The organism is Metabacillus sp. KH_069, from assembly GCF_057838075.1.
The window spans coordinates 2,027,611-2,045,286 of sequence record NZ_CM174460.1; the positions used below are offsets into that span (position 1 = coordinate 2,027,611).

A 17,676-nucleotide genomic window follows, 5' to 3' on the forward strand; every position below is an offset into this window, starting at 1 on the left:
AAAGTTGATATAATTACTAGAATGAATCCATACGCTAAATTAGAAAACAGGAAAAAATAAAATGGAATCTGCCACGCGAGGAGGGTCACAATGGAATTTTTAAAAGAACAAATAGAATCAATTAATGGGTTAACATTGCATACCGTTCAAACGAATAAATTTAAAACAAATTCACTTGTATTTAAAATGCTTGCACCGCTGAACGAAGAGGATGTCACATTCAGAGCGCTGCTTCCTTATGTGCTGCAGCGGGGAACAAAATCTTTTCCGACGAGCACCGAGCTCAGAAAGCATCTTGATGAACTTTACGGAGCAACTTTATTTGTAGATTTATCTAAAAAAGGCGATCATCATATCATTTCGATCCGGATTGAAGTTGCAAATGAACGCTTTTTATCAGATCAGACACCCCTGCTTGAAAAAGCGCTTCAGCTGCTGTCAGAAATCATTCTGTCTCCTGTAGTAAAGGAAGAATCTTTCCCTGATGAAATTATTAATCAGGAAAAACGCACATTGAAACAGCGCATCCAGGCTGTATATGATGACAAAATGAGGTATTCCAATTTAAGACTTGTCCAGGAGATGTGCAAAGATGAACCGTATCGCCTGCATGTCAATGGAGAGATTGATCATCTTGAAAAAATTACTTCTTCAAGTTTGTATGAGTATTATAAAAAGGCATTAAAAGAAGATAAAATGGATTTGTATGTTGTAGGAGATGTATCGGCTGATGAAGTCAGTGAATATACAAAAAGATTTTTCACTTTTAATGAAAATGCCCATCAGGCTGTAGAAAAATCTATTACTGAAAAAGAGATTAGAGAGCCGAATGAAGTGATTGAAGATCAGGATGTTAAACAGGGTAAATTGAACATCGGCTACCGCACTAACTGCACATATGGGGATCAATCCTATTATGCCCTGCAAGTGTTCAATGGCATTTTCGGCGGGTTTTCGCATTCTAAGCTTTTCATTAATGTCCGCGAAAAAGAAAGCCTTGCTTACTATGCAGCATCCAGAGTTGAGAGTCATAAAGGACTCTTAATGGTTATGTCAGGAATTGAATTTGCGAATTACGAGCGGGCGGTGACGATTATTAAAGAGCAGCTCGAAGCAATGAAAAATGGAGATTTTGAAGACAAAGATATCAATCAGACTAAAGCCGTCATTAAAAATCAGCTTCTTGAAACAATCGATACATCATACGGCTCTGTTGAGGTTCTCTATCATAATGTTATTTCCAATATTAATGAACCTTTTGATAAATATCTGCAGGGAATTGAAAAGGTAACAAAAGAGGAAATCATCGCAGCGGCTAAAAAGATCCAGCTGGATACGATCTATTTCTTAAAAGGAATGGAGGGTGCACAATGACAAAATCCATAAAGTTTGATCAGCTTCAGGAAGAGCTCTTTTATGAAAAAATGAAAAATGGATTGGATGTATATGTCCTTCCTAAAAAAGGGTTTAATAAGACATATGCAACGTTTACAACAAAATACGGCTCGATCGATAATCAATTTGTGCCTCTTGATCAAAATGAAATGAAATTAGTTCCCGATGGGATCGCTCACTTTTTAGAGCATAAGCTGTTTGAAAAAGAAGACGGCGACGTTTTTCAGGATTTCAGTAAACAGGGCGCCTCTTCTAATGCTTTTACATCATTTACACGAACGGCTTACTTATTTTCAAGCACGTCAAATGTTGAAAAAAATTTAGAAACGCTCATCGATTTCGTTCAGGAGCCTTATTTTACTGAAAAATCGGTTGAGAAAGAAAAAGGCATCATCGGACAGGAAATTAATATGTATGATGACAATCCTGACTGGAGACTCTATTTTGGACTCATTCAGAACATGTTTCATAAACATCCGGTAGGAATTGATATTGCCGGCACCGTTGAATCGATTTCCAAAATTACGAAAGACCTTCTTTACGAGTGCTACAATACGTTTTACCATCCAAGCAATATGCTGCTATTCGTTGTTGGCCCGATTGATCCTGAACAAATTCTATCTCAAATCCGCGAAAATCAGGATAAAAAAGAGTTTAAACCTCAGTCTGAAATCAAGCGTGCTGAAGTAGATGAACCGGATACTGTAGCAAAACCATTAGAAAAGCTCAAAATGAATGTTCAATCTTCTAAATGTTTAGTCGGGCTGAAGGCGAAACAGGCAGACCGGTCCGGTGAAGAGCTTTTAAAACACGAACTGTGCATGAACCTGATTCTTGATATGGTTTTTGGGAAAAGCACTGACACCTATACTCAGCTCTATGAGAATGGCCTAATTGATGACACGTTCAGTTTTGATTACACAGAAGAGAGCGGTTTTGGATTTGCGATGATAGGCGGAGATACTGATCAGCCCGATCAGCTTGCTGAAGAAATAAAGAGCACGCTGCTGAAGGCAAAACAGAACGGGATTCCAGCAGAACGTCTTGAGAACGCCAAGAGAAAGAAAATCGGTTCTTTTTTAAGAGCGATTAATTCACCGGAATACATTGCGAACCAATTTACACGCTATTCTTTTAACGAAATGAATTTGTTTGATGTTGTACCGACGCTTGAACAATTGACAAATGATGATATTCACCATACGCTGAATGAAGTGATTGATGAACAATTATTTTCAGTCTGTCAAGTAGTACCTAAGTAAAGCATCCTTTTTAAGGATGTTTTTTTATCTGGGACAGGAAAAGCCTTTATCTATAAGGAGAAAAAAATGAAAAAAACAGCTTTAATTACAGGTGCGAGCGGCGGTATCGGAAAAGCTGTCGCGCAAAAGCTCGCAGGGGAAAATTATCAATTGTATCTGCATTATCACAAGAATGAAGATAGCGTGATAAAGCTTATTAAGGAACTTGGACCGGAGGCAGTCTGCAAGCCGGTAAAAGCGGATCTTTCAGATCAAGAAGGCGTAAAACGGCTTGTCGAGCAGCTTGATCATGGGATAGACCTGCTCGTTTTAAACAGCGGGAAGAGTTTTTTCGGGTTAATGACGGATATAAAAGACGCTGAAATCCGTCAAATGGTGCAGCTTCAAATTACAAGTCCATATATGCTTTCTAAAGAATTAATCCCTGAAATGGTAAGAAAAAAAAGCGGCAGCATCATTGTTATTTCTTCCATTTGGGGGGAAATCGGTGCTTCGTGTGAAGTCTTATACAGCATGGTTAAGGGAGGGCAAAATACATTTGTTAAGGCACTTGCAAAAGAATTGGCTCCTTCCGGCATCAGGGTTAATGCAATAGCACCTGGAGCAGTTGCAACTGACATGCTGCAGGCTTTTTCAGAGGAGGACCTGGCTGATCTTAAGGATGAAATCCCTTTGGGCAGGATTGGAAAGCCTGAAGAGATAGCTGACGCTGTTTTGTTTTTATCATCCAATCACGCAAGTTATATTACAGGACAAGTGCTTTCTGTAAACGGCGGATGGCATACATAAATTTTTCTCAGCCTATCCGTATAAATCGGTTCATGCAAGACAAACTAACATTGTATTCCACTTAATTAGGAGGGGTTATAATGTCTGTTTTAGAAAATTGGGATTCATGGAAAAACTTCCTCGGCGATCGTCTGCACCACGCTGAAGGAGATGGAATGAAAACGGAAGCTGTTAATGACTTAGCTTACGAAATCGGCGATTACTTAGCAAAACAGGTTGATCCGAAAAATGATCAGGAAAGAGTACTTGCTGATCTTTGGAGCGTAGCTTCTAAAGAGGAACAGCATGCCATTGCAAACATGATGGTTAAGCTAGTGGAAAATAACGGTACGAAATAAAGGGGGGACGAAGGTCCTCTCTTTTTTTATGTCTGTTTTTGCATAGATTGCTGTTTTTGATGATAAATGCCGTCATTCAAAATTTAAAATTAAATAGTGCATTCTAGGTCCTCATACCCCCTTTTTTATTGTCAAGGAATTATTCTTTCCTCTTTCATCAAAATGCTTTATGATAAGGATATAGGTGTTATAGACCTGGTTTTTGAAGGGGGTCCTTTTTTGGAGATGCAGGAATGGTATTTAGAGTATGAAATTCAAAAAAACCGTCCCGGACTTCTTGGCGATATTTCTTCGCTTCTCGGGATGCTTTCTATAAATATTGTGACGATTAACGGCGTGGATGACAGCCGCAGGGGATTGCTGCTTAAGTGCTCAAATAACGAGCAGATCCAGAGGCTGGAATCCATCTTAAATACAATGGATCATATTAAAGTAACGAAATTGCGCAAGCCTAAATTAAGAGATACACTTGCAGTCCGGCACGGAAGATACATACAGCGTGATGCAGATGATAAAAAGACATTCCGTTTTGTCAGAGACGAACTTGGCCTGCTTGTGGACTTTCTGGCTGAATTATATAAGCAGGAAGGCCACAAATTGATCGGAATAAGAGGCATGCCCCGCGTCGGTAAAACAGAGTCAATCGTTGCTTCAAGTGTATGTGCAAATAAAAGATGGCTTTTTGTGTCTTCAACTTTATTAAAACAGACAATCAGAAGCCAGCTCATTGCAGATGAATACAGTGTTGATAATGTATTTATTATTGATGGGATTGTTTCCACAAGAAGAGGCTCTGAAAAACATTTGCAGCTTGTGAGAGAAATCATGAGGCTGTCTGCTACAAAAGTTGTCGAACATCCTGATATGTTTGTACAAAATACAGAGTATACACTTGATGATTTTGACTATATAATTGAACTTCGAAACGATCCGGATGAAAAGATTACATATGAGGAAGCATCTGGACCTCAAATGTTTGATGAATCAAGTTTTTCCGGGTTTGATTTTTAGATATGGAAGGTGTTATGGTTGAGTGAACTAGGGAATCGACTTAAGCAGGCGAGAGAAGAGCGGAAATTAAGTCTTGACGATCTCCAGGCAATGACAAAAATTCAAAAGCGGTATCTGATTGGAATTGAAGAAGGCAATTACGGCGTTATGCCGGGGAATTTCTATGTGCGGGCATTTATTAAACAGTATGCTGAAACAGTTGGACTTGATCCCGACCGGATTTTCGATGAGCATAAGAATGAAATACCGGTTGTTCATTCAGAGGAAACTCCTGAGCTTTCAAGGGTGAAAACACATAAAGAGCTGCCAAAGTCAGCATCGAAGGCTTTGGAAATTTTGCCTAGGATCTTAATAATCGTATTGGTATTATTAGCAGCGGTCGTTATCTGGATTTTTGTTCAAAAGGACAAGCCGGATGGTGCAAAAGAAACGGAAGATCAGGCTCAGCAAATTTCAAACGGCGAAAATGAATATGATTCAATTGATAATGGCGAAGATGCTTCTGAATCCAAAGAGCCGGAAGAGAAAGCGGCAGCTGATGAAAAAGCCAAAGAAGAAAAGCCTGAAGAGGAGAAACCGGAAGAGCAGGCTTCTGAACTTGCATTTAAAGAAAAGACAGCCAGAAAAGCGGTATACGAGCTGAAAAAAGCCAAAGAATTCAAGCTCGAAGTTACCTCTAAAGGGCAGACTTGGATTGAGATCCGAAATGCTTCAGGGAAAAAATTCTACAGCGGCATGCTTAAGAAAGATCAAACCGAGGCTCATGACTTCACGAATGAAACAGAAGCATTTATCGTCATCGGAAATGCTTCGGCTGCTGAAATTAAAGTGAATGGAAAGCCTGTGGAATATCAGATTGATCCTAAAAAAACTGTAAGACAAGATATGCAGATTGTATATACTAAGGAGTAAAGTCATCTTCAAGATGGCTTTTCTTTCTTTTATATTTTCTGATACATACTTTTATAATCTGGAGGAAAAAACATGAATTTACCGAATCGCATTACCATCTCAAGAATTCTCTTAATCCCAGTTTTTATGGTGATTATGCTCGCTCCTTTTGACTGGGGCACATTATATATCGGGGATGCTTCTATTCCAGCGGCACACCTGGCAGGAGCGATATTATTTATTATAGCGTCTACAACGGACTGGGTAGACGGCTATTATGCACGTAAGCTAAATATGGTGACAAACTTAGGGAAGTTTTTAGATCCGCTTGCCGATAAACTGCTTGTATCTGCAGCGTTAATTATCTTAGTTGAGCTTGGACTTGCACCATCTTGGATCGTGATTATCATCATCAGCCGTGAATTCGCTGTTACAGGTTTGCGTCTTGTGCTTGCCGGCGAAGGTGAAGTAGTTGCAGCCAACATGCTCGGAAAAATTAAAACATGGGCTCAGATTATCGCGATATCAGCCCTTCTTTTGCACAACATTCCATTTGTCTTCATCTCATTCCCGTTTGCAGACATCGCATTATGGGTAGCATTATTCTTTACGGTTTATTCAGGATGGGACTACTTTGCAAAAAACAAAGCCGCATTACTGAATTCCAAGTAATTCTTCATTCACAGGGGGAGTTTGCATGACGTCAAAAACAGAAATTATCGCAGTAGGCTCAGAATTGCTTCTCGGGCAAATTGTTAACTCCAATGCCCAGTTCTTATCTCAGCAGCTGGCTGAAAATGGTCTTAATGTCTATTATCACACGGTTGTCGGTGATAATCCCGCAAGACTTGAGCAGGCAGTAAAGATTGCAAAAGAGCGTTCGAACATTATTATTTTTACAGGCGGTCTTGGACCGACTAAAGATGATTTAACGAAAGAAACAATCGCGAATATTCTGGGCAAAAAGCTTGTCACGGATGAAGAGGCCCTTCACAGCATTGAAGACTATTTTGTTACAGTAAATAGAAGCATGTCTGAAAACAATAAAAAACAAGCTTGGATCCTTGAGGATTCGCATGTATTGAAAAATGAGCACGGAATGGCGCCTGGAATGGCAATAGAAGCGGATGACCGGATTTATATGCTGCTGCCTGGCCCTCCAAGCGAAATGAAACCAATGTTTATAAAGTACGGGCTTCCCTACTTCAGGGAGAAGCTTGGCCAGAATGATAAAATTATATCCAGGGTACTCCGCTATTTCGGCATAGGCGAATCGCAGCTTGAGACAGATATCCAGGATTTGATCGATGCTCAAACCAATCCAACCATTGCACCGCTTGCGGGTGACGGGGAAGTAACACTCAGATTGACGGCCCGCCATCAGCAAGAAGCTGAGGCTGTGCGGCTTATAAATGAAATGGAGAAAACAATAAACAGCAGAGTTGGCGGTTTTTTCTACGGATATGACCAGACAACTCTGGCTGATGAAGTGCTGAGACATCTCAGACAAAGCAACATGACGATTTCAGCAGCTGAGAGTTTAACTGGAGGGCTTTTTTCAGATCAGCTGACAGCCGTTAAAGGAACATCGGATGTCTTTAAAGGTACAATTGTCTGCTACACAAATGAAGTAAAGCAATCCATATTAAAAGTATCTAAAGAAACGCTTGATCAGCACGGGGCTGTCAGTGAACAATGTGCCAAAGAAATGGCTGAACAAATCAGGAAGCTGACAAATAGTGATATCGGGATAAGTTTTACCGGCATTGCGGGGGAAGATCCTGTTGAAGGGAAAAAACCTGGAACCGTCTATATCGGACTGGCATGTATTGGTCAGCCGACAAAGACCGTTCTCCTTCATCTTGCAGGCAGCCGCAACGCCATTCGCAGGCGCACAGTGAAATATGGCTGTCACTTGCTTATAAAAACCCTATTGGAAAATACAGCGGAATAAGCTGTATTTTTCTTTTTTATAGGCTCTTTTCGTAAACTTAGATGTTTTTAGACTAAATGTTAATAATCTTAACTGGAGCGGAAGGGAACGAGCATATTTATTATCAAAAACAACAATATATGCGAAAACAGCCTTTTTATAAGTTCTGCGTTTGAAACCCCGGCAAAAAGACAATTTAGTATTTTAGCTGTTTAATAGGCAGCAAAATTTTATTTTCTTTAAGAGAAAAGAGAATTTTCAGTCTGTTATTGCCTGTAAAAAAACCGAATAAATGTTCGTTTTTTACTTGTCAAACGTTCGAATAAAAGGTATATTATTAATAGGTTGATAACTAAAGGAGGAAACTCAGTGAGCGATCGTCAAGCTGCCTTAGATATGGCACTGAAACAAATAGAAAAGCAATTTGGTAAAGGTTCAATTATGAAACTCGGTGAACAGACTGACCGGAAGATTTCTACATCTCCAAGCGGTTCACTTGCACTTGATACAGCACTTGGGGTTGGCGGATATCCCCGTGGAAGAATTATAGAAATATATGGACCTGAGAGCTCAGGTAAAACGACAGTTGCCCTTCATGCGATTGCAGAAGTACAGCAAAAGGGAGGACAGGCTGCATTTATAGATGCAGAGCATGCCCTTGATCCTGTATATGCTCAAAAGCTGGGTGTAAATATAGATGAACTTCTTCTTTCACAGCCGGATACCGGAGAGCAGGCGCTTGAAATTGCAGAAGCACTTGTTCGAAGCGGAGCAGTGGATATTCTGGTCATTGACTCTGTAGCAGCTTTAGTTCCAAAAGCTGAAATCGAAGGCGAAATGGGAGATGCTCACGTAGGCTTGCAGGCGCGTCTTATGTCTCAGGCATTGCGTAAATTATCCGGAGCAATCAGCAAATCAAAAACAATTGCCATTTTCATTAACCAAATCCGTGAAAAAGTAGGAGTTATGTTCGGTAATCCTGAAACAACTCCAGGCGGACGCGCGCTGAAGTTTTATTCTTCTGTACGTTTAGAGGTGCGCCGTGCCGAAACATTAAAACAGGGCAATGAGATGGTCGGAAATAAAACGAAAATCAAAGTTGTCAAAAACAAAGTTGCACCTCCTTTCCGTGTTGCAGAGGTCGACATTATGTACGGAGAAGGAATCTCTAAAGAAGGCGAAATCATCGATCTGGGAACAGAAATTGATATTGTTCAAAAGAGCGGTTCATGGTATTCGTACAATGAGGAGCGTTTAGGCCAGGGAAGAGAAAACGCAAAGATCTTCCTTAAAGAGAATCCTAGCATCCGCTTAGAGATTCAGGAAAAGATCCGCAGCCACTACGGGCTTGATGAAGTTGCCGTTGCTCCTGATGGTCAAGAAGAATTAGATTTACTGGAAGATTAAAAAGAGGCGATTATCGCCTCTTTTTTGTATATGAGAAGTCAAAATCCACGATACAACCGATAGACAATCCTGACTTTTCCTGTTCAAGAAATGTAAGGCAATACCTGAAAATTCCCAATTGCATTAAAAACGCCAGAATGACAGGCTTGACAAGAAAATTTCACACATTTACAATTAGGGTGTATTATTATTTTGTTAGAACTTTTAGCGAGGCACTATGAAAGCAAATGTTGATTTGTGCAGCAGATGCTGCAAGGTCTCCATGAAACCCTTAAGCTTTGTGCTGTATGTTGAAGAACGTTATGCAATATACATGCCGACACTTAAATCTAGCAAGAAACAAGTTCATAGCAAGAGGAGGTGAAATGATGGATCCCATTACAATGATCATCTCCATTTTGCTTGGCCTAATCGTCGGTGCAGTTGTTGGCTATTTTGTTCGTAAATCCATTGCAGAAGCGAAAATTGCCGGTGCGAAAGGTACTGCTGAGCAAATTCTTGAAGATGCGAAGCGTGATGCTGAAGCAACGAAGAAAGAAGCGTTGCTTGAGGCAAAGGATGATATTCACAAGCTTCGGACAGAAGCAGAGCAAGAAATTCGTGAACGACGAAATGAGCTGCAAAAACAAGAAAATCGCTTATTACAAAAAGAAGAGAATCTTGATCGTAAGGATGAATCTTTAGACAAGCGCGAGAACATGCTTGAGAAAAAAGAAGATTCTCTAAATGAAAGACAACAGCATATTGAAGAGATGGAAAGCAAAGTGGACGAGATGGTGCGTAAACAGCAATCAGAGCTTGAACGTATTTCCAGCTTGACTCGTGAAGAGGCAAAGCAGATCATTCTCGAAAAGGTTGAAAATGAACTTTCGCATGACATCGCTGTAACTGTTAAAGAAAGCGAAAACCGTGCGAAAGAAGAAGCGGATAAACGAGCGAAAGAAATTCTTTCCCTTGCAATCCAGCGTTGTGCTGCAGACCATGTAGCTGAAACTACGGTATCTGTCGTTAACCTTCCAAATGATGAAATGAAAGGCCGCATCATTGGTCGTGAAGGGCGTAACATCAGAACGCTTGAAACATTGACTGGTATTGACCTCATTATTGATGATACTCCAGAAGCAGTTATTTTATCTGGATTTGATCCAATCCGCAGGGAAACAGCCAGAATTGCCCTAGACAAGCTTGTTCAAGATGGACGCATCCATCCAGCACGTATTGAAGAAATGGTTGAAAAATCACGCCGTGAGGTTGATGAGTACATCCGCGAGGTTGGTGAGCAAACAACATTTGAAGTTGGTGTTCACGGGCTTCATCCAGATTTAATCAAGATTATGGGCCGTCTGAAGTTCAGAACGAGCTATGGTCAAAATGTATTAAAGCATTCCATGGAGGTCGCTTATTTATCAGGACTCATGGCTGCAGAACTGGGTGAAGATGTCACTCTTGCCAAGCGTGCAGGTTTACTGCATGACATCGGTAAAGCGATTGACCATGAAGTAGAAGGAAGCCATGTTGAAATTGGGGTTGAACTTGCTACGAAGTATAAGGAACACCCTGTTGTCATCAACAGTATTGCTTCGCATCATGGCGATCAGGAGGCTACTTCGGTTATTGCCGTTCTGGTCGCGGCAGCAGATGCTTTATCTGCAGCACGTCCCGGCGCAAGAAGCGAAACGCTCGAAAACTATATTCGCCGCTTAGAAAAGCTTGAAGAGATTTCTGAATCTTACGAAGGCGTTGAAAAATCCTTCGCCATTCAGGCAGGCCGTGAAGTGCGTATCATGGTAAAACCTGATACGATTGATGATCTTCAGGCACACCGTTTAGCACGGGACATCCGCAAGCGGATTGAAGAAGAATTAGATTACCCAGGTCATATTAAAGTAACAGTTATCCGTGAAACAAGAGCTGTTGAATATGCGAAATAAAGCGATGCCTTCTGCATCGCTTTATTTTTTTTGCAAACTGTGCAAAACTTAAGGGTAAACATACACTATTTTGAGAGAAGGTTTAATTGAAGCATGAAATTATTATTTGTAGGAGATGTAGTCGGATCTCCAGGTAGAGATATGATTAAAGAGTATTTGCCAAAGCTGAAACGAAAATATAGACCGTCCCTGACGATTGTAAACGGAGAGAATGCGGCACACGGAAAAGGGATTACTGAAAAGATCTTTCACGAGCTTAATCAGGCTGGGGCTCAGGTCGTTACAATGGGGAACCATACATGGGATAAGCGGGAGATCTTTGAATTCATTGATAATTACTCTAACTTGATTCGGCCTGCGAATTTTCCTGAAGGCACTCCTGGTAAGGGCATTACATATATAACATGCGATGGCAAAGAAATCGCAGTGATTAATCTGCAGGGACGCACGTTCCTTGCGCCGATCGATTGTCCATTTAAAAAAGCAGATGAGCTGATTGAAGAAGCAAAAAAGAGAACGTCTATTATTTTTGTCGATTTTCATGCAGAAGCAACGAGTGAGAAGCAGGCTATGGGCTGGTATTTGGATGGGAGAGTAACCGCTGTTGTCGGAACGCATACTCATGTTCAAACGGCAGATGAGAGAATCCTTGACCAAGGGACAGCTTTTATTACAGATGTGGGCATGACTGGACCTTATGATGGCATTCTGGGAGTCGAAAGGGATGCTGTCATAAAACGCTTCCTGACAAGCCTCCCTGTGCGTTTTGAAGTCACGGAAGGCAAGGCGCAGCTGAGTGCTGTCGTCATTGATGTTCAAGATAAAACCGGCAAAGCTGTAAAAATTGACCGCATTTTAATTAATGATGATCATATGTTTTTTGAATAGAATATATATTTAGAAATTTTAGAAAAAATAGTAAAACAAGCAGGAATACTAGTTCCCTCTAGTGAATATAGTATCAATGGAATGGCTGTGAAAGAGGTTCAGAAGGCTTCATAAAGGGGATGGGCCCTCCGAACAGATCTAATAAGGCATGATCCAACGTACATTCACGATCTATTGAAAAATAAGGGGGATACTAGAAATGGAAATATTAAAAGTTTCAGCAAAGTCCAATCCTAACTCTGTAGCGGGAGCACTAGCAGGTGTCCTGCGTGAAAGAGGCGCTGCCGAAATCCAGGCAATTGGAGCTGGAGCACTTAACCAAGCTGTAAAAGCAGTAGCTATTGCCCGAGGGTTTGTTGCCCCGAGCGGTGTAGATTTAATCTGTATTCCTGCCTTTACGGATATTCTCATCGATGGAGAAGAGCGTACGGCCATTAAATTAATTATTGAGCCACGTTAAATAGACAAAATGATCAACCTGTTTGCGGGTCACGCAAACAGGTTTGTTTTATTTGGATCTTTCATAATGCACTAAACTTTAATGCTAATAGACTAGATTTGTTTAAAACTATAAGTGGATTGCAGCGGAAAGCAACGGACAACAATTTATAATCAAAAACAACAATCTATGCACTTTGCATTCCATCATAGGTCACGAATTTTTTTACATATAGAAAAAATCAAAGAATCTGATCATTATATCTAATGCAATCTTTTTTTCGAACACAGCCCCTTATTTTTCTTTAGGAGAGATGCTGACGTGCGAATTTTCGATGCTCATTGTGATTTGCTCTATCAATTGTGGCGCAGGCCGGAAATTAGTGAATGGAATGATCTGAATCTGCATATTACCATTGAAAAGCTTTTTCAGTTCGGAGCAAAAGTCCAATGCTTTGCCATCTTTATACCTGTGGAAGTCACGAATAAATTAGAAGCTGCTTTTGCTCAGGCCTCCATTTTTTTCGATCGGATAATCAATGGATATGAAAAGATGATACATATTCGGACAAAACAGGATCTTCTTGGTCTAAAGGATGACGAGATTGGAGCCATCTTGACTCTTGAAGGCTGCGAGCCAATTGGCCATGATTTAAGCCTTCTATCCATTTTTCAGCAGCTTGGAGTCAGATCCGCTGGTCTTACCTGGAACTTTGCCAATTTACTGGCTGATGGAGCGCTTGAGACGAGAAATGCAGGTCTATCCTTTTATGGTAAGCATGTTGTCGAGAAACTAAATCATTATCATATGTGGACAGACTTATCACATCTTTCTGAACGAAGCTTTTGGGATGTGATTCAGCTTGCAGACCATCCGATTGCGAGTCATTCAAATTCGTATGCACTTTGTCCGCATCCAAGAAATTTAAGAGACGATCAAATTAAAGCAATTGTTGCCAAAAAAGGGCTGATCGGCATAACGTTCGTTCCGCAATTCACATCTTCCCGCCCGCTTGCTTCCATGAAGCATCTTCTTAATCACTTGGATTACGTATGCGGACTTGCAGGAGAAAATGCAGTTGGTTTTGGATCTGATTTTGACGGGATAGATGAAACGATTGAAGGGCTTGAAGGGTATGAACAATATCCTTACTTGTTAAATACGCTCTTGAAGCATTATTCAGAAAGCCAGGTTGAAAAATTCATGTATAAAAATTTTGCTGAATCCATTCCTTTTTAGTTCAAGGCTGCTATTGCATATTAGGGTTAAAGGAATGAATGAATATAAAATTCTCAAAAATCAAAAAAATAACCCGGAAAACATGTTTATTTCCTTTAAACGCTTGTTTTTTTCTCATGTTCGTTCTACAATTGTAAACGTTTAGTACATATTCTAACAATATTTATAACGTGTGTAAGAGCTCTAAATTAGAGCAAAAAATATATGAGTGTTTCTTAAGAAGGGGTGTAAGGCACATGATCAGTCAACTTTCATGGAAAGTTGGGGGACAGCAAGGTGAAGGTATCGAAAGTACCGGAGAAGTGTTTTCAATTGCATTAAACAGAATGGGCTATTATTTATATGGATACCGTCATTTCTCATCTCGAATTAAAGGCGGTCATACAAATAATAAAATCCGTGTCAGTACAACTCAAGTTCGTGCCATTTCTGACGATCTTGATATATTAGTAGCTTTTGATCAGGAAACAATCGATGTGAACGTATATGAACTCCGCAAGGGCGGTCTTGTTATTGCAGATTCAAAATTTAATCCGGTCATACCTGATGATTGCAGCGCAGTATTGTATTCTGTTCCATTTACACAGATTGCGACAGAGTTAGGCACATCACTGATGAAAAATATGGTTGCAATCGGCGCAACCAGTGCTGTGCTTGATCTTGGAACAGCACAATTTCAAAATGTTGTGCAGGAGATATACGGCAAAAAAGGCCAGCAAATTGTTGAAAAGAATTTAGAAGCCATTGAAAAAGGCTCAACTTATATGAAACAAGAACTCAACTTTGACCGTGATGATATGTATCTTGAAAAAGCAGACGGCAGGAAACGCATGTTCATGATCGGCAACGATGCAATCGCACTCGGCGCAGTGGCGGGCGGAGCACGTTTCATGGCTGCCTATCCAATTACACCTGCTTCTGAAATCATGGAATATCTTATTAAGAAGCTGCCTGATTTCGGCGGAACTGTCATTCAAACGGAAGATGAAATTGCGGCTTGTACGATGGCAATAGGTGCAAACTATGCGGGCACACGCACATTAACGGCTTCTGCAGGACCGGGACTGTCTCTGATGATGGAAGCAATCGGGCTTTCAGGTATTACGGAGCAGCCGCTTGTCATTATTGATACGCAGCGCGGAGGACCAAGTACAGGACTTCCAACGAAACAGGAACAATCTGATTTAATGGCGATGATTTACGGAACACATGGAGAAATTCCGAAAATCGTGATGGCGCCCAGCACGGTTCAAGAGGCATTTTACGATACAATCGAAGCTTTCAATTTAGCGGAAGAATATCAATGTCCTGTTATTTTGCTGACAGATCTTCAGCTGTCACTTGGAAAACAGACGGTAGAACCGCTTCAATATGATAAAATCCAAATCCGAAGAGGAAAGCTTGTACAGGGCGGCGAGCTGCCTGAGATTGAAAACAAAGGATACTTTAAACGATTTGAAGTAACAGAAGATGGCGTTTCACCTCGTGTAGTGCCAGGCATGAAAAACGGCATACACCATGTTACAGGGGTTGAACATGATGAAACCGGCAAACCTTCTGAGGTGGCAACGAACCGGAAAGCACAGATGGACAAACGTCTGCGGAAGCTGTCTGATATGCGTTTTGACACACCTGTCCATCAAAATCTGACTCACCCTGAGCCGGATGTATTATTCGTAGGGTTCAACTCTACTAGAGGCACAATTGAAGAAGCGATGATACGCCTTGAAGAAGACGGTGTAAAGGTAAATCATGCTCACGTCCGTCTGCTTCACCCATTCCCGGCTGATGAGATGCTTCCGCTTGTGAAGGCAGCTAAAAAGGTTGTAGTTGTTGAAAATAATGCAACTGGACAGCTCGCAAGCCTAATAAAAATGAATGTTGGTCATGCAGAGAAAATTTCCAGTATTCTTAAATATGACGGAAATCCGCTCTTGCCGCATGAAGTTCATTCAAAATGCAAGGAGTTGTTCTAAATGGCGACGTTTAAGGAATTTAGAAACAATGTAAAGCCTAACTGGTGTCCTGGCTGCGGAGACTTCTCCGTACAAGCGGCGATTCAGCGTGCTGCTGCAAACGCAGGACTCGAACCGGATCAGCTTGCTGTAGTTTCCGGGATTGGATGTTCAGGACGTATTTCGGGTTATATTAACGCTTACGGTTTCCACGGCATTCATGGCCGTTCGCTTCCAATCGCACAAGGTGTAAAAATGGCGAATAAAGATTTGACCGTTATTGCATCTGGCGGTGACGGCGACGGATTTGCCATTGGAATGGGCCATACGATTCACGCAATCAGAAGAAACATTGATGTCACTTATATCGTAATGGACAATCAAATTTATGGATTAACTAAAGGCCAAACGTCTCCGCGAAGTGATGTCGGCTTCAAAACGAAGAGCACGCCTAAAGGTTCAATTGAATCCTCTTTATCAGTGATGGAGATGGCCCTTACGGCAGGAGCAACGTTTGTAGCACAAAGCTTCTCAACTGATTTGAAAGATTTAACTTCCATCATTGAAGCAGGAATCAATCATAAAGGATTCTCATTAATCAATGTTTTCAGTCCATGTGTCACTTACAACAAAATCAACACATATGACTGGTTTAAAGAAAATCTTACAAAGCTGAGTGATATTGAAGGGTATGATCCATCTAACCGCATGACCGCCATGCAGACGCTGATGGAGAAAAACGGACTTGTTACTGGTTTGATTTATCAGAACAAGAATCAGCCTTCTTATCAGGAGCTTGTTCATAACTACAGTGAAACACCTTTATCACACGCTGATCTGCAAATCAGTGAAGAGAAATTCAACGAACTGCTTTCAGAGTTTATGTAATGGGAAAAACGTCTATCTTAATGATAGGCGTTTTTTTATTGCCTGACTTTACGATTTATAAAAAAAAAATTGAGTTTTTTTTTCATGCGTTCAAACGTCTACACAGGGTGGACAGTCTCCTTTACACCATTATTTTTGGATGATAAAATTTCATATATACTCATAAAATCAGATGGTTTTTGGAACAAGGAGTGTTCATTGTGAATGGAAAAATGAAAGCAATCGTTAAGCACCACAGAGGCTTTGGTGCTGAGCTTCAGATGGTAGACATCCCTCAGATTAAAGAAAATGAAGTCTTAATCAAAGTAAAAGCAACTTCAATCTGCGGTACAGATGTTCATATATATACTTGGGATGCTTGGTCGGAAAGCAGAGTGAATCCGCCTTATGTATTTGGCCATGAATTTTCTGGAGAAGTTGTTGAAATAGGAAATAAAGTAACAAGCGTTGAAATCGGAGATTTTGTTTCCGCTGAAACTCATTTAGTCTGCTATGAATGTCCTCAATGTTTAACAGGACAGTATCATATTTGTAAAAACACGAAAATTATTGGTGTGGATACAGACGGATGCTTTGCAGAGTATGTGTCTTTGCCAGCAGGGAACCTTTGGAAAAATCCAAAAGAAATGCCGTTTGATGTAGCATCCATTCAAGAACCGATGGGAAATGCGGTGCACACTGTTTTAGCAGGTGATGTTGCAGGAAAAAGTGTTGCTGTCATCGGATGCGGCCCAATTGGGATTATGGCTGTCGGAGTTGCAAAAGCAGCGGGAGCATCCCAGGTGATTGCGCTTGATTTGAACGATTACCGTTTAAATTTAGCAAAAGAAATGGGAGCAACAACGGTCATTAATTCAAAAAATGAGGATCCTTTGGCGAGAATCAATGAATTAACAGACGGCAACGGAGTGGATGTGGTCTGTGAAATGTCAGGCCACCCAATTGCGATGGATCAAGGTTTCAAAATGGTCACAAATGGCGGGCGTGTTTCGATCCTGAGCCTCCCTGTCCGTCCGGTTGAACTGGATATCACCAATGACATCGTTTTTAAAGGAATCACGGTACAAGGAATTACAGGCAGAAAAATGTACGAAACATGGCAGCAGGTTTCAAGACTTTTAAAATCAGGGCAAGTTGATGTAACGCCGCTGATTACTCATCATTTTTCTTTAGATGATTTCAAAAAAGGCTTCGATTTAATGATCGAAGGAAAATGTGGTAAAGTCGTATTACACCCATAATGTATTTTTCCGGCAGGGGAGATTCATCCCCCTGTTGATAAGCTGTTACCGGCAGTAAACCCGCCTCAG

The 17,676-nt window shown here is 40.8% G+C and carries 16 protein-coding genes; all 16 read left to right on the plus strand.

Annotated elements, in window-relative coordinates; all coding sequences use genetic code 11:
* Positions 1-90: 90 nt before the first annotated feature.
* The 16 genes from yfmF (at position 91) to tdh (ending at position 17,607) form a co-directional block, all read left to right on the plus strand.
* Positions 91-1,374: an EF-P 5-aminopentanol modification-associated protein YfmF gene (gene yfmF / locus AC3ISE_RS10015; RefSeq protein ID WP_489224065.1), complete on the plus strand. Its 1,284-nt coding sequence runs from the start codon at positions 91-93 to the stop codon at positions 1,372-1,374.
* The gene (gene yfmH, locus AC3ISE_RS10020; RefSeq protein ID WP_489224066.1) at positions 1,371-2,657 is read left to right on the plus strand and encodes an EF-P 5-aminopentanol modification-associated protein YfmH; all 1,287 of its coding nucleotides are present in this window, start codon (positions 1,371-1,373) and stop codon (positions 2,655-2,657) included. The genes yfmF and yfmH overlap by 4 nt, the downstream gene beginning before the upstream one ends.
* A gap of 48 nt (positions 2,658-2,705) precedes the next feature.
* Positions 2,706-3,446, plus strand: coding sequence for an elongation factor P 5-aminopentanone reductase (gene ymfI / locus AC3ISE_RS10025; protein WP_489224307.1), 741 nt, complete (start codon positions 2,706-2,708; stop codon positions 3,444-3,446).
* Between the two features lie 80 nt (positions 3,447-3,526).
* Positions 3,527-3,784: a DUF3243 domain-containing protein gene (locus AC3ISE_RS10030; RefSeq protein ID WP_489224067.1), complete on the plus strand. Its 258-nt coding sequence runs from the start codon at positions 3,527-3,529 to the stop codon at positions 3,782-3,784.
* 219 nt (positions 3,785-4,003) lie between these two features.
* Positions 4,004-4,795 (plus strand): DUF3388 domain-containing protein, encoded by a 792-nt coding sequence (locus AC3ISE_RS10035; protein WP_223442480.1) that lies wholly within the window; start codon positions 4,004-4,006, stop codon positions 4,793-4,795.
* An 18-nt stretch (positions 4,796-4,813) separates the two neighbouring features.
* Complete coding sequence (locus AC3ISE_RS10040) at positions 4,814-5,707, plus strand: helix-turn-helix domain-containing protein (protein ID WP_489224068.1); 894 nt, start codon at positions 4,814-4,816, stop codon at positions 5,705-5,707.
* Between the two features lie 72 nt (positions 5,708-5,779).
* Positions 5,780-6,358 (plus strand): CDP-diacylglycerol--glycerol-3-phosphate 3-phosphatidyltransferase, encoded by a 579-nt coding sequence (gene pgsA, locus AC3ISE_RS10045; RefSeq protein WP_309191653.1) that lies wholly within the window; start codon positions 5,780-5,782, stop codon positions 6,356-6,358.
* Positions 6,359-6,383: 25 nt separating this feature from the next.
* Positions 6,384-7,640: a competence/damage-inducible protein A gene (locus tag AC3ISE_RS10050; protein WP_489224069.1), complete on the plus strand. Its 1,257-nt coding sequence runs from the start codon at positions 6,384-6,386 to the stop codon at positions 7,638-7,640.
* A 348-nt stretch (positions 7,641-7,988) separates the two neighbouring features.
* Positions 7,989-9,026: a recombinase RecA gene (recA, locus tag AC3ISE_RS10055; protein ID WP_307435764.1), complete on the plus strand. Its 1,038-nt coding sequence runs from the start codon at positions 7,989-7,991 to the stop codon at positions 9,024-9,026.
* Positions 9,027-9,394: 368 nt separating this feature from the next.
* Positions 9,395-10,957 (plus strand): ribonuclease Y, encoded by a 1,563-nt coding sequence (gene rny / locus AC3ISE_RS10060; protein ID WP_489224308.1) that lies wholly within the window; start codon positions 9,395-9,397, stop codon positions 10,955-10,957.
* 93 nt (positions 10,958-11,050) lie between these two features.
* The gene (locus AC3ISE_RS10065; protein ID WP_489224070.1) at positions 11,051-11,845 is read left to right on the plus strand and encodes a TIGR00282 family metallophosphoesterase; all 795 of its coding nucleotides are present in this window, start codon (positions 11,051-11,053) and stop codon (positions 11,843-11,845) included.
* 199 nt (positions 11,846-12,044) lie between these two features.
* On the plus strand, positions 12,045-12,305 hold the full coding sequence (gene spoVS, locus AC3ISE_RS10070) for a stage V sporulation protein SpoVS (RefSeq protein ID WP_029281188.1): 261 nt from the start codon (positions 12,045-12,047) through the stop codon (positions 12,303-12,305).
* Positions 12,306-12,605: 300 nt separating this feature from the next.
* Positions 12,606-13,523: a dipeptidase gene (locus AC3ISE_RS10075; protein WP_489224071.1), complete on the plus strand. Its 918-nt coding sequence runs from the start codon at positions 12,606-12,608 to the stop codon at positions 13,521-13,523.
* Positions 13,524-13,759: 236 nt separating this feature from the next.
* Complete coding sequence (locus AC3ISE_RS10080; protein WP_489224072.1) at positions 13,760-15,499, plus strand: 2-oxoacid:acceptor oxidoreductase subunit alpha; 1,740 nt, start codon at positions 13,760-13,762, stop codon at positions 15,497-15,499.
* Positions 15,500-16,366 (plus strand): 2-oxoacid:ferredoxin oxidoreductase subunit beta, encoded by an 867-nt coding sequence (locus AC3ISE_RS10085; RefSeq protein WP_070877325.1) that lies wholly within the window; start codon positions 15,500-15,502, stop codon positions 16,364-16,366.
* Positions 16,367-16,566: 200 nt separating this feature from the next.
* Positions 16,567-17,607, plus strand: a complete 1,041-nt coding sequence (tdh, locus tag AC3ISE_RS10090; RefSeq protein ID WP_489224073.1) for an L-threonine 3-dehydrogenase — start codon at positions 16,567-16,569, stop codon at positions 17,605-17,607.
* Positions 17,608-17,676: the final 69 nt, after the last annotated feature.

Coding starts and splice junctions, on each gene's coding strand:
- rny (WP_489224308.1), top strand. CDS start 9,395: ATGGATCCCATTACAATGATCATCTCCATTTTGCTTGGCCTAATCGTC.
- AC3ISE_RS10080 (WP_489224072.1), top strand. CDS start 13,760: ATGATCAGTCAACTTTCATGGAAAGTTGGGGGACAGCAAGGTGAAGGT.
- AC3ISE_RS10030 (WP_489224067.1), top strand. CDS start 3,527: ATGTCTGTTTTAGAAAATTGGGATTCATGGAAAAACTTCCTCGGCGAT.
- AC3ISE_RS10085 (WP_070877325.1), top strand. CDS start 15,500: ATGGCGACGTTTAAGGAATTTAGAAACAATGTAAAGCCTAACTGGTGT.
- AC3ISE_RS10050 (WP_489224069.1), top strand. CDS start 6,384: ATGACGTCAAAAACAGAAATTATCGCAGTAGGCTCAGAATTGCTTCTC.
- AC3ISE_RS10065 (WP_489224070.1), top strand. CDS start 11,051: ATGAAATTATTATTTGTAGGAGATGTAGTCGGATCTCCAGGTAGAGAT.
- spoVS (WP_029281188.1), top strand. CDS start 12,045: ATGGAAATATTAAAAGTTTCAGCAAAGTCCAATCCTAACTCTGTAGCG.
- pgsA (WP_309191653.1), top strand. CDS start 5,780: ATGAATTTACCGAATCGCATTACCATCTCAAGAATTCTCTTAATCCCA.
- yfmF (WP_489224065.1), top strand. CDS start 91: ATGGAATTTTTAAAAGAACAAATAGAATCAATTAATGGGTTAACATTG.
- yfmH (WP_489224066.1), top strand. CDS start 1,371: ATGACAAAATCCATAAAGTTTGATCAGCTTCAGGAAGAGCTCTTTTAT.